This is a genomic window from Paenirhodobacter sp. CAU 1674, from assembly GCF_029222945.1.
GTDB lineage: Bacteria > Pseudomonadota > Alphaproteobacteria > Rhodobacterales > Rhodobacteraceae > Rhodobacter.
In genome coordinates, this window is sequence record NZ_JARHUH010000002.1 from 109607 (window position 1) to 121349 (window position 11743).

Below are 11743 nucleotides of genomic sequence, written 5' to 3' on the forward strand. Positions count from 1 at the left end.
GAGCCTGCCATAAAATCGTGCAAAGCTGCCTTAACATAAATCACTTCCCGAGATTGCCATGGTCACTCCGCTCGCCCGCGCCCTGCGTGGCATCGACGCCGCCAATGCTGCCGATCCCACGATCGAAGCCAGCCAACCTGCGGCGCTGCTGTATGGCCAGCGGATGTCGGCCGAATTGGAACGGCTGGTCCCGGATGCGTCCGAGATGTTGCAGATCGCGGCGCGGGGGCAGCATGTCGAACGCTGGCTGTTGCCGCGCTCGGATTTTCCAGAAGGCCGCGAGGGCTATCTGGAGTGGCGCCGCGAGCAGGCACGGCGGCATGCGCGCCGGGTCGGGCAGATCATGGCCGAAGCCGGCTATCGCGCCGACGATATCGTGCGCGCGGGGCAATTGCTGCGCAAGGAAGGGATCAAGCGCGACGCCGAGGTGCAGGCCCTGGAAGACGTGATCTGCTTCGTCTTCCTGCGGCACTATTTCGCGCCCTTCGCCGCCACGCAATCCCCCGAGGCCCTGCTGAAGATCGTGCAAAGGACCGCGCGCAAGATGTCGGCCGAGGGCCGCGCGCGGGTGCTGGCCGAATTCGACCTGCCCGAGCCCTTTGCGGCGGCGTTTCGCGACTAGCCCTGTTTGGACAGCTGCACCGCCAGAATGCCCATTGCGATGACGGCCACGCCGATCAGGTCCATCAGGCCCAGCCGCTCGCCCAGCACCAGGGCCGCGATGGCAACGCCGAAGAACGGGTTCAGGAAGTGGAAGGTTGCGGCCTTGATCGCGCCGATCCGCGCCACCAGCCGGAACCAGACCCAGGTCGCCAGCACGCCGGGGATCAGCGTGGTATAGGCGAAGGCGCCGATCAGCCGGGGCGACCAATGCACGACCCAAGGCTCCCACAGGGCCGAGGCGACGGCCAGGATCGCGGCGCCGACGAACATCTGCAGCCCCACGATCATCATCACATTGCCGCCCGAGGACGCGCCGCGCACGCTCAGCGTTGCGATGCTCAGTGCCAGCGCGCCCGCGAAACACAGCGCCATTCCGACGGGATCGACCCCGCCTTGCAGTCTCGCGCCCATGATGATCGCCACGCCCAGCACGCCCGCGATCAGCCCGATCAGCCCCAGCGGACGCACCCTGTCACGAAACACTGCCCATCCGAGGCCCGCCACCATCAGCGGCATCGTCGAGGCGATGATCGAGGCGACCGAGGCCTGCACCCATTGCATCGCCACGAAGTTCAGACCCAGATAAAGCGCGTTCTGGCACAGCCCGAAGATCAGCGTGGCGCGCCATTGCGCCCGGTTCAGCCGCCAGCTTTGCCCCGCCGCCAACGCAATCCCCACCCCGATCAGGCCGGACACGAAGAACCGCAGCGACAGCGCGGCAAGCGGGGGCGCGTCGGCCACGATCATTCGGGCCGAGGTGAAGGCCGAGGACCACATCAGCGCAAAGGCCAGTCCCATTCCGATTGCGCGCAGATCCATCGCCGCCCTTTCCCGGCCAAAGAAAAAGGCCGCCCCGATTGCTCGAAGGGCGACCCTATCCGATGCGTCGCGCCCCGCAAGGGGCTGCGTGCAAATCAGTCGTTCACGCTGTCTTTCAGCGCTTTCGCGATGGTCACTTTGACCTGCTTGTCGGCAGCTTTGGTCATGGTCTCGCCGGTGGCCGGGTTGCGGACCTGACGCTCGGGGCGCGCCTTGCACGACACCTTGCCGATGCCCGGCAGGGTCACAGCGCCGCCAGCGGCGACTTCTTTGGTGACGACTTCAGCGATGGCGTCCAGCGCGGCCGAAGCGGTTTTCTTGTCCGAGCCCATCGTCTCGGCCAGAGCGGCCACGAGCTGGGTCTTGGTCATCGGTTTCGACATATGTTTTCCTCTCATACGCCCCGCTCGCCCGGGGTCAATTAGATCCGCGTTACACGGTTGGTGCGCCTGTAACACACGCTTTTATTAGCCAAGGCAAGCCTTTTTCGGCTGGTAAAAGCGGTTTACCGCCGGAAATCCGCTTGCCTCAAAGGAAGGCCGTTTCCTCGAAACTGCGCAACTTGCGGCTGTGTATCCGCTCCAGCGGCATCTCGCGCAGTTTCTCCATCGCGCGAATGCCGATCAGCAGATGGCTGGCGACCTGCGTTTTGTAGAACTCGGTCGCCATTCCGGGCAGCTTCAACTCGCCATGCAGCGGCTTGTCCGAGACGCACAGAAGTGTGCCGTAGGGCACGCGGAAGCGGAAGCCGTTGGCCGCGATCGTGGCACTTTCCATGTCGAGCGCGACGGCGCGCGACTGGCTCAGGCGATGGACCGGGCCGGACTGGTCGCGCAGCTCCCAGTTGCGGTTGTCGATGGTGGCCACGGTGCCGGTGCGCATGATCCGTTTCAGCTCGTATCCCTCCAGCTTGGTGACCTCGGCCACCGCCTCTTGCAGGGCGATCTGGATTTCGGCTAGCGCCGGGATCGGCACCCAGACCGGCAGGTCGTCATCCAGAACGTGATCTTCGCGCAGATAGGCGTGGGCCAGAACGAAATCGCCCAGCGACTGCGAATTGCGCAGCCCCGCGCAGTGCCCGACCATCAGCCAGGCATGCGGGCGCAGCACCGCGATATGGTCGGTCGCGGTTTTCGCATTCGACGGCCCGACCCCGATATTGACCAGCGTGATGCCGTTCCCGTCGTCGCGTTTCAGGTGATAGGCGGGCATCTGCGGCAGCTTCGCAAGCCCCGGAATGGTGCCGCCTGCGGTCGTGATCTCGGCATTGCCGGGGGCCACGAAGGCGGTGTAGCCCGACGTCGGATCGGCCAGCATCTGCCGCGCGACGCTTTCGAATTCGTCCACATAGAACTGGTAGTTGGTGAACAGCACATGGTTTTGGAAATGCTCGGCCGCGGTGGCGGTGTAATGGCTTAGCCGGGCGAGCGAGTAATCGACCCTTTGCGCGGTGAACGGCGCCAGATGGCCCGATCCATCGGGGTTGTGCCCGGCTGTGCCATTCACGATGTCGTCGTTCATGTTCGCCAGATCGGGCACGTCGAACACGTCACGCAGGCTGAAATCCAGCACCCCTTCCTGCGGCACGCTGACCGAGGGGTGCGCGGCCACGGCAAAATGCACCGGCATCGGCGTGGACGACAGGCCCACCTGCACCGGCACGCCATGATTGCGGATCAGATGGCGGATCTGCTGCGTCAGATAGTTGCGAAACAGGTCGGGGCGGGTGATCGTCGCCGCATAGGTGCCCGGCAGCGCGACATGGCCAAAGCTGAGCCGGTTGTCGGCCTTCAGATGCGAGGTCACCGAAATGCGCAGCTCGGGGTAGAAGGCGCGGAACCGCGCCGCCGCACGCCCCGATTCCAACGTCTCGTTGAACTTGTCGAGCAGGAAATCCGTGGCCTCGGCATAGAGCTTTTCCAGATGCGCCACGGCTTCGGCGGCATCGGTGAACAGCTCGGGTTCATGGGCATGCGGGGTCAGCGTGGTCAACGGTTCGATCATTCAAAAAGCTCCGTCAGTTCAAACCGCGTCACATCCACCAACCCCAGATCAGAGATGCGGATTTCCGGGATCACCACCAGCGCCAGCAGGCTGTGCTGCATATAGGCGTTGTTCAGCGTGCAGCCGCACTCGGCCATCGCCTGCACCATTGCACCGGCGCGGTCGGCCACGGTTGCGGCGGGGTCGTCCGACATCAACCCCGCAATCGGCAGCGGCACGGCGGCGATTTCCACGCCGTCCTTCCAGACCGAGATACCGCCGCCCATCTCGCCCAGCCGATTGGCGCAGGCCGCCATCATCTCGGGGTCGGTGCCCACGACGATCATGTGGTGGCTGTCATGCGCCACGGTCGAGCCCATCGCCATGCGGCCCTGGTAGCCAAAGCCGGACACGAACCCGTTGACCACGCCGCCGGTGCCGCGATGCCGTTCGACCAGTGCAATCTGTGCCAGATCGCGGGCCGGGTCGGCCAGAACCCGGCCATCGACCACCGGCATTTCGGCGGTCAGTGCCTTGGTCGGCGCCTGGTTCTCGACGACGCCGATGACCCGGGCGGTCACGGTATTGGCGCCGTCGGGCGCGTGAATGGCAAAATCCGCAGCGGTCAGGTGCTTGCCCAGATTGACCGTGGCGCGCGCGTCGGCGGGCCAGTCGTAATGTGGGCAGGTAACCATCAGCTTGCCCTCCATCGCCACGGTCTGCCCGCGCGCGATCACATGTTCGACCGGCAGGGTCACCAGATCCGAAGTCAGGATCAGGTCCGCGCGCCGACCCGGGGTGATGCTGCCCAGCTCACGCTCCAGCCCGAAATGGGTGGCGGTGTTGAGCGTGCACATCTGGAGCGCCACCAGCGGATCGGCACCGCAGGCGACGGCATGGCGATAGACCCGGTTCATGTGTCCGTCATGCACCAGCGTGCCGGAATGGCAATCGTCGGTGCACAGGATGAAATTGCGCGGATCGAGCCCCTTTTGCGTGACCGCGGTGATCTGCGTTTCCACGTCATACCAGGCGCTGCCCAGCCGCATCATCGACCGCATCCCCTGCCGCACGCGGGCGATCGCATCGGCCTCGCAGGTGCCCTCATGGTCATCCGCCGGGCCGCCCGCCGCATAGGCGCGGAACGGCGCGCCCAGATCGGGGCTGGCGTAATGGCCGCCCACGGTCTTGCCCGCGGTCTGCGTGGCCGCGATTTCCGCCAGCATTTTCGGGTCGGCGTTGATGACACCGGGAAAGTTCATCATCTCGCCCAGCCCGATGATCCCGGGCCAAGCCATCGCCGCGGCCACGTCTTCGGGGTTGATTTCAAAGCCGGTTGTCTCCAGCCCCGGGGCAGAGGGGGCGCAGCTGGGCATCTGGGTGAAGATGTTGACCGGCTGCAGCAGCGCCTCGTCATGCATCATCTTCACGCCGCGCAGGCCCAGCACATTGGCGATTTCATGCGGGTCGGTGAACATCGTCGTGGTGCCATGCGGAATGACGGCGGCGGCAAATTCCGCGGGGGTCAGCATGCCGCTTTCGATATGCATATGCGCGTCGCACAGGCCCGGGATCATGTAGCGGCCATTGGCCTCGATCACACGGGTGTCGGGGCCGATGGACGCGCTCAGATCCGGCGCAATCGCGGCAAAGCGGCCCTCGGCGATGGCGATGTCATGGCCGGTCAGCACCTCGCGCGTGTGCACGTTGACCCATTGCCCGCCCCGGATCACCAGATCGGCGGGCGCCCGGCCCGAGGCGACGGCAATCAAACGCGGCGCGGCCTCTGGCCATGATTTCACGGTGTTTTTTTGTTCCATGGCCAAGCGTGCCACCGCTGCACGATGCTTGCAAGTGACGTTGTGATGTCAGCCGGGGCGCGCTACATCTGGGGCATGGAACAGGCTGAAAAACCCATCGTCACGATCACCTATTGCACCGGCTGCAACTGGCTGCTGCGCGCAGGCTGGATGGCGCAGGAACTGCTGCAAACCTTCGCCGAGGATCTGGGCGGGGTCACGCTGATCCCCGGCCATGGCGGGGTGTTCGAGGTCTGCGTGAACGGCGCCCCGATCTGGGAGCGCAAGCGTGACGGCGGCTTTCCCGACGCGAAGGAGTTGAAACGCCGGGTGCGCGATCTGATCGAGCCGGACCGCGACCTTGGCCACATAGACCGGAGCGCGCCATGAAAACCCTGCTGTCCATCGGCCACGGTTATTCGGCGCAGGCGCTGGCACGGGTTTTGCTGCCGCAGGGCTGGCACATCATTGCCACAACGCGCAGCGCCGAGAAAGCCGCGGCCCTGCGTGCGCAGGGGGTCGAAGCGATCCTCTGGCCGGGGGGCGATCTGCCGCTGGATCGGGCCACGCATCTGCTGACCTCGGTTGCACCCGATGCCACGGGCGATCCGGTGCTGCGTGCCCATGGCGCGCAGATCGCCGCTGCCGCCCCGCATTTGCAGTGGGTGGGCTATCTGTCCACGGTCGGGGTTTACGGCGATCATCAGGGCGGATGGGTCGACGAAGACACCGCGCTGACCCCGGCCACCGCGCGCGGTCAGGCCCGTGTTGCGGCCGAGGCGGACTGGCAGGCGGTGCCGGGTCTTGCCCCGCATATCTTCCGCCTCGCCGGGATCTACGGCCCCGGGCGCGGCCCGTTCGAAAAGGTGCGCGACGGGTCGGCACGGCGGATCATCAAGCCCGGTCAGGTCTTCTCGCGCATTCATGTGGACGACATCGCGCAGGTTCTGGCGGCGTCCATCGCGCGGCCCGATCCGGGGCGGGTCTATAACGTCTGCGATGACGACCCCGCGCCGCCGCAAGACGTGCTGAGCCATGCCGCGCAGCTTCTGGGCCTGCCAGAGCCGCCCGCCGTGCCCTATGATGGCGCCGCAATGTCCCCGATGGCGCGCAGCTTCTATGCCGAAAGCAAGCGCGTGCGGAATGACCGGATCAAGGACGAACTGGGCGTGCGGCTGATCCATCCCGATTACCGCGCGGGGTTGGCCGCGCTGCTGGCCGACGAGACGGGCTAGACCGGCAGGTTTTCGTTGCGCGCCCGGGCCCGAGTTGTTACCGACGCCGCAGCCGCTATCCCCATCCCGGACCCCTCCATGCTTTCGCTTCGTCGCAGCCTTGCCCCGCATCTTGCACGCCTGCGCGGGCTGATCGTGATCGGCATGATCGGGTTGGTGGTGCTGTTGTCGACTCCCAAGGTCGAGAAATACGGCGACAATCTGCAGATCGCGCTGCCGCTCATGGCATGGGGATGCGAGATCGCCAATGGCTCGGGGCTGGAATATCTGGGGCGCTATGTCGTGCTGTTCACCGGCATTCACGGCACCAAGAACACGCTGGGCGATGCCGAGATCAACCAGCGCCCGCGCGGCGGCGGGCGCGGGTTTCCGTCGGGCCACACGGCGACGGCGGTGTTCGGGGTGGGCAGTCTGGTGTCCAGCTGTCTGGTGTCCAATCCGATTGCGCGGATGGTGGTGATCGTGGCGGGCGGCTTCACGGGCGCCAGCCGCATCGAGGTGGGGGCGCATACCATCTGGCAGGTGCTGGCGGGCACGATCTGGGGGCTGATCTGCAACTATGCCCTGCGCGGCGACACGGCGGCACGCAGGGTCGTGGCGGGCTTTTTCACCCGGCTCGGGCGGCGGATCGTCGGCGCGCTGCGGCTGGTGGGCTTTGCGCTGCTGGTGGGTGGCCAGCATTTGTGGCCGCATCTGACCGATCTGGCAGCCCGTGCGCAGGCGCGCCTGCGCGGCTGAGCCTTTGGGTCGTCTGTCAGGCCGCGGCCACCTGCATCGGACGCTCGCGCACCGGCAGATGCACGATGGCCGAGAAGGCCCCCACGCCCACGCCGACCCACCACACCAGCGTGTAATCGCCGTAGATGTCGTAGAGCTTGCCGCCCAGCCAGACCCCCAGGAACGCGCCGATCTGGTGGCTGAGGAAGACAAACCCATACAGCGTGCCCATGTAGCGCAGCCCGTAGATATGCGCGACCAGCCCCGAGGTCAGCGGCACGGTGGCCAGCCACAGCGCCCCCATCAGCAGCGAGAAGATCAGCACCGAGGCAGGCGTCATCGGCAGCAGGATGAAGGCCCCCGCCACCACCGTGCGCGCCAGATAGATCCCGGCCAGCAGGTATTTCTTGCTCCAGCGCTTGCCCGCCCAGCCCGCGTAGATCGTGCCCGCGATATTGGCCAGACCGATGGCCGAGATCGCCGCGGCGCCCAGGGCCTTGGTCGTGTCGATGCCAAGCGCGGCCAGCATCGAGCCGGGGGCCACCGCGCCGCACATCTCGGTCACCATTGCGGGGAAATGCGCGGTGATGAAACCCAGCTGATAGCCGCAGCTGAAAAATCCAAGGAAAATCAGGGTATAGGACGGGTCCTTGAAGGCCCGCATCAGAACTGTGCCCATGCTTTCGGCAAGCTCCGCGCGGGTGGCCCGCACCGGCGCGCGCAGCATCGGCAGGGCCAGCAGGCTGGCCATGATGACCACCGCGAAGATGATGAACACCGTTTGCCAGGGGAAGGCATTCAGCAGGGCCGCCGCCACCGGTGCGCCGAACACCTGTCCGGCCGACCCGGCGGCAGTGGCGATCCCCAGCGCAAGCGAGCGATGCTCGTCACTGGTGGCGCGCCCGACCACCGCCAGAATCACGCCAAAGCCGGTGCCCGCGATGCCAAACCCCACAAGGATTTCCAGGAACTGGTGCTGCAGGGGCGTGACCGCAAAGGCCGACAACACCAGACCTGCCGCATAAAGAACCGCGCCCAGGATGATGGCGCGGCGGTCGCCGAAGCGTTCGGCCAGGGCGCCGAAGATCGGCTGGCCGATGCCCCAGGCCAGGTTCTGGATCGCGATGGCCAGGCTGAATTCCGTGCGCGGCCAGCCGAATTCGCTGGCGATCGGGATCTGGAACACGCCGAAAGAGGCCCGCACCGAAAAGCTGAGCATCAGAATGATGGCGCCCCCGATCAGGACGGGGGTGATGAGGCGGCTGTTGCTCATGGCGATCTCCCTTCGCACGAAGACCCAGATCAGCGCGTGGCCACGGCGCCGTCAATCCCCTGATTGTGCCCGAAACAATGGTGCTTGCACCCGGCCTGCGCGCATGGCCCAATGCCCGCAAAGGGGAGGCATCATGTATACGGTCATCGGAACAGTCGGATCGCGCGCGCTGCGGGTGTTGTGGATGCTCGAAGAGCTGGGGCAGAGCTATGAGCATGTGAAGGCTGCGCCGCGCTCCGAAGGGGTGGTGGCGTTCAACCCGGCGGGCAAGGTGCCGGTGCTGATCGTCGATGGCACGCCGGTGACCGATTCGACCGCGATCATCCAGTTTCTGGCGGACAAGCACGGCGCGCTGACCCATCCGGCGGGCACGTTGGAACGGGCGCGGCAAGACAGCCTGACGCAGTTTCTGCTGGATGAATTCGACGCGGCGCTGTGGATGGCGGCGCGGCACAGCTTCATCCTGCCCGAGGAACTGCGCCTGTCCGGCATCAAGAATACGCTGCGCTGGGAATTCGAACGCTCGCAGCACACGCTGATAACCCGGATGGGCGAGGGCGATTTCGTGATGGGCGATGCGATGACCGTGCCCGACCTGATCTTGACGCATTGCCTGACCTGGGCGCTGAGCGCGAAATTCCCGATCGTCGAGCATCGGCTGAGCGAGTATCTGGAGCGGATGCGCGCCCGCCCGGCCTATCAGCGCGCGATGGCGCTGTGATCCAATGCGCGGGCGGCGGCGCGGCCCGCGTGGCGCCCGGTGGCGAAACAGGCGGTCAGCAGGTAGCCGCCCGTCGGCGCCTCCCAATCCAGCATTTCGCCGGCGGCGAAAAGGCCCGGCAGCGCGCGCAGTTCCAGCGCCTCGGTCAGGCTGTCACGGGTGATGCCGCCGGCACTTGAAATCGCCTCGGCCAGCGGGCGCGGGCCCAGATGCGGCACCGGCAGTGCCTTGATCCGCGCGGCCAGGGCGTCGGGCGTGGCGGGCAGCGGGCGGCCCCATTCGTTCAGCAGCGCCAGCTTCACCGGATCGAGGCGCAACACCCGGCGCAGATGGTTCGACAGGCTTTGCTTGCCACGCGGCGTGGCCAGTTTCGCGGTCAGCTCGGCCGCGCTTTGATCGGGGGCCAGATCCAGCGTCAGGGTTGCCCCGTCGCGCACGGCGGCGGCGATGGCATAAACGCCGCCCCCCTCGATCCCGCGCGCCGACAGCACGAATTCGCCGCGCGAAACCTGTCCTCCGGCGTGCAGCGCGGCGCCCTTGACCGGCTGACCCAGATGCGGGGCCATATGCGTTGACCAGTCCAGCCGCAGCCCCATGTTCGCCGGTTTGAACGGCGCGATGCCCACCCCGCGCGCGGCCAGCCACGGCACCCAGGCGGCATCTGACCCCAGCCGCGGCCAGCTTGCGCCCCCCAGTGCAAGAACCGTCACGCGCGGGGTTTCCAGCACCCGGCCCGCAGGTGTGTCGAAGGCCAGCGCCGCGCCCTCGAACCCCGTCCAGCGCCAGCGGGTGCGTATCTCGACGCCCAGATCGGTCAGCCGCCGGGTCCAGACGCGCAGCATCGGCGAGGCTTTCATTTCCACCGGAAACACCCGCCCGGTCGATCCGGTGAACAGGTCAATCCCCAGCCCGCGCGCGAAATCCTGCACCTGATCGGGGCCGAATTCGACCACCATCGCGGCGATCCAGTCATTGCGGTAGGCTTCGGTGAAATCCGGCACGACACGGGTCAGGTTGAGCCCCGATTTGCCCGCCATCAGGAACTTGCGCGCCAGCGTCGGCTTGGCCTCGGCCAGCACCACGCGGTGGCCTGCGCGGGCGATTTCCTCGGCGGCCATCATTCCCGCCGGACCGCCGCCGATGACCAGGGCGGGCGCGCTCATTCCGGTATCCGGCCTTTGATCTCGACCACACGATGCGGGTAGGGCATCTGGATGCCGGCCTCTTTCAGCGCGCCCCAGATGGCGAAGCGCACCTGACTGGCATATTTGTTTTTGCCGTCGTCGATGCCGTTCACCCAGTATTCGACCACGAAATCCACACCGCTTTCGCCAAAGCCCGCCAGTTCGACATCGGGGCCTTCGGGGTGGCCCAGCACGAAGGGCAGGGCGGCCACGGCGCTGTTCACCACGGCAGGCACATGGGTCAGATCGGTGTCATAGCTGACCGAAAACGCCGCCTCGTAGCGGTTGGCCGAGCCCTGATCGGAATAGTTCACCACCCGCGAGGTGATGAAATGCTCGTTCGGCACCACGATCCATTTGCCATCGAAGGTTTCCAGAATGCAGGCGCGCGCGGTCATCTTGACGATCGTGCCCTTTTCGCCGCCGTCGAGTTCCACATAATCGCCGACGGTGGTCTGGCCTTCGACCAGCAGGATGATGCCCGAGATGAAGTTTGCCGCGATCTGCTGCAGCCCAAGGCCCACGCCGACACCAAGCGCACCGCCCAGCACGGCGACGGCGGTCAGGTCGATGCCCATGATCGACATCAGCAACAGGAAGGCCGCGCCGAAGATCACGATTTCGGTCGCCTTCACGGCCAGTTCCCGGGTCGCCGGGCGCAGCGCGTCCTGCGCCTTGATATACTCGGTGCTTTGCCGGTTCGACCATGCGCCCAGCCAGAACAGCAGGCTGCCCGCGATCAGCCCGCGCAGCAGGGCCATCACCGAAAAATGGATGTTGCCAAGTTCGACGGTCAGCCCGTCAAGCCAGGCGCTGATCGGTGCCAGAAGTCCCAGCGCATAAAGCGCCATCACCGGCACCAGAACATACCGCCCCAGAAGGCGCAGGAAAGGCTCGCGCAGGATATCGCGCACCAGCGCGCGCGCCGCGAGGAACAGGAACACCCGTTTACCGAAGGCAATCACCGCGCCCGAGCCAAAGACCTGCCGGGTGAAAGCCTCGCCCAGGGCGGTGAAGCCATAGGCCAGCAGCGGCAGCAGCAACGGCAACAGGCGCAACGCCCAGAGCCGGACAGTGGCCATCACGCCCCGGGCCTCGGGCTTCGGCGCGATCAACTCGGTCAGCCGGGGTGCAAGGCGCCCTGCCACCAGCCGTGCCAGCAGCCAGGACGCCACCAGCAGCGCAAATTGCGACCAGGCAGCCGGGCTTGTCAGCCAGTCTTCGGCAGTGGTCAGCCAGGGCTGTGCCAGATCCAGCAGATGGGCGATAGGCGCAGGCAGGTTGCGCATGCATCCTCCGGTCGGGGGTTGGGGCGGCCACAGCCCTCGCATAACTTGCTGCGTGGGGCA

At 66.3% G+C, this 11743-nt stretch carries 12 protein-coding genes; 5 read left to right on the top strand and 7 right to left on the bottom strand.

What is annotated here, in order from left to right; genetic code table 11:
- Window positions 1–58: 58 nt before the first annotated feature.
- Window positions 59–622, top strand: coding sequence for a DUF4202 domain-containing protein (locus tag P2G62_RS02670; protein WP_275733321.1), 564 nt, complete (start codon window positions 59–61; stop codon window positions 620–622).
- On the opposite strand, the gene P2G62_RS02675 is transcribed toward P2G62_RS02670, so the two are convergent.
- From P2G62_RS02675 to P2G62_RS02690, 4 genes are all read right to left on the bottom strand, one after another.
- Complete coding sequence (locus tag P2G62_RS02675; RefSeq protein ID WP_275733322.1) at window positions 619–1482, bottom strand: DMT family transporter; 864 nt, start codon at window positions 1480–1482, stop codon at window positions 619–621. The genes P2G62_RS02670 and P2G62_RS02675 overlap by 4 nt on opposite strands.
- Before the next feature lie 95 nt (window positions 1483–1577).
- Window positions 1578–1865, bottom strand: a complete 288-nt coding sequence (locus P2G62_RS02680; protein WP_275733323.1) for an HU family DNA-binding protein — start codon at window positions 1863–1865, stop codon at window positions 1578–1580.
- Window positions 1866–2010: 145 nt separating this feature from the next.
- Window positions 2011–3486 carry an AMP nucleosidase gene (locus tag P2G62_RS02685; RefSeq protein ID WP_275733324.1) on the bottom strand — a complete coding sequence of 492 codons (1476 nt, stop codon included), beginning with the start codon at window positions 3484–3486 and terminating at the stop codon, window positions 2011–2013.
- A complete protein-coding gene (locus P2G62_RS02690; RefSeq protein WP_275733325.1) occupies window positions 3483–5285 on the bottom strand; it encodes an adenine deaminase in 1803 nt (600 codons plus the stop codon). Before P2G62_RS02690 ends, P2G62_RS02685 begins: the two co-directional genes overlap by 4 nt.
- A gap of 75 nt (window positions 5286–5360) precedes the next feature.
- Between P2G62_RS02690 and P2G62_RS02695 the strand changes: the two genes are divergently transcribed.
- The 3 genes from P2G62_RS02695 to P2G62_RS02705 all read left to right on the top strand — a co-directional run bounded on the left by P2G62_RS02695 (window position 5361) and on the right by P2G62_RS02705 (window position 7237).
- On the top strand, window positions 5361–5654 hold the full coding sequence (locus P2G62_RS02695) for a SelT/SelW/SelH family protein (RefSeq protein ID WP_275733647.1): 294 nt from the start codon (window positions 5361–5363) through the stop codon (window positions 5652–5654).
- Window positions 5651–6499 carry an SDR family oxidoreductase gene (locus P2G62_RS02700; protein WP_275733326.1) on the top strand — a complete coding sequence of 283 codons (849 nt, stop codon included), beginning with the start codon at window positions 5651–5653 and terminating at the stop codon, window positions 6497–6499. Before P2G62_RS02695 ends, P2G62_RS02700 begins: the two co-directional genes overlap by 4 nt.
- A gap of 78 nt (window positions 6500–6577) precedes the next feature.
- On the top strand, window positions 6578–7237 hold the full coding sequence (locus P2G62_RS02705) for a phosphatase PAP2 family protein (RefSeq protein ID WP_275733327.1): 660 nt from the start codon (window positions 6578–6580) through the stop codon (window positions 7235–7237).
- Window positions 7238–7253: 16 nt separating this feature from the next.
- Here the strand turns inward: P2G62_RS02705 and P2G62_RS02710 are convergent, their stop codons facing one another.
- Complete coding sequence (locus P2G62_RS02710) at window positions 7254–8489, bottom strand: MFS transporter (protein WP_275733329.1); 1236 nt, start codon at window positions 8487–8489, stop codon at window positions 7254–7256.
- Window positions 8490–8622: 133 nt separating this feature from the next.
- Here P2G62_RS02710 and P2G62_RS02715 point away from each other — a divergent pair, with 133 nt between their 5' ends.
- The gene (locus P2G62_RS02715; RefSeq protein WP_275733330.1) at window positions 8623–9210 is read left to right on the top strand and encodes a glutathione S-transferase family protein; all 588 of its coding nucleotides are present in this window, start codon (window positions 8623–8625) and stop codon (window positions 9208–9210) included.
- On the opposite strand, the gene P2G62_RS02720 is transcribed toward P2G62_RS02715, so the two are convergent.
- Both P2G62_RS02720 and P2G62_RS02725 read right to left on the bottom strand, forming a co-directional pair.
- Window positions 9189–10373, bottom strand: a complete 1185-nt coding sequence (locus P2G62_RS02720) for a TIGR03862 family flavoprotein (protein WP_275733331.1) — start codon at window positions 10371–10373, stop codon at window positions 9189–9191. The two genes, P2G62_RS02715 and P2G62_RS02720, sit on opposite strands and share 22 nt — an antisense overlap.
- Entirely contained in the window at window positions 10370–11683 is a 1314-nt protein-coding gene (locus tag P2G62_RS02725) for a mechanosensitive ion channel domain-containing protein (protein WP_275733332.1), read from the bottom strand. The genes P2G62_RS02720 and P2G62_RS02725 overlap by 4 nt, the downstream gene beginning before the upstream one ends.
- Window positions 11684–11743: the final 60 nt, after the last annotated feature.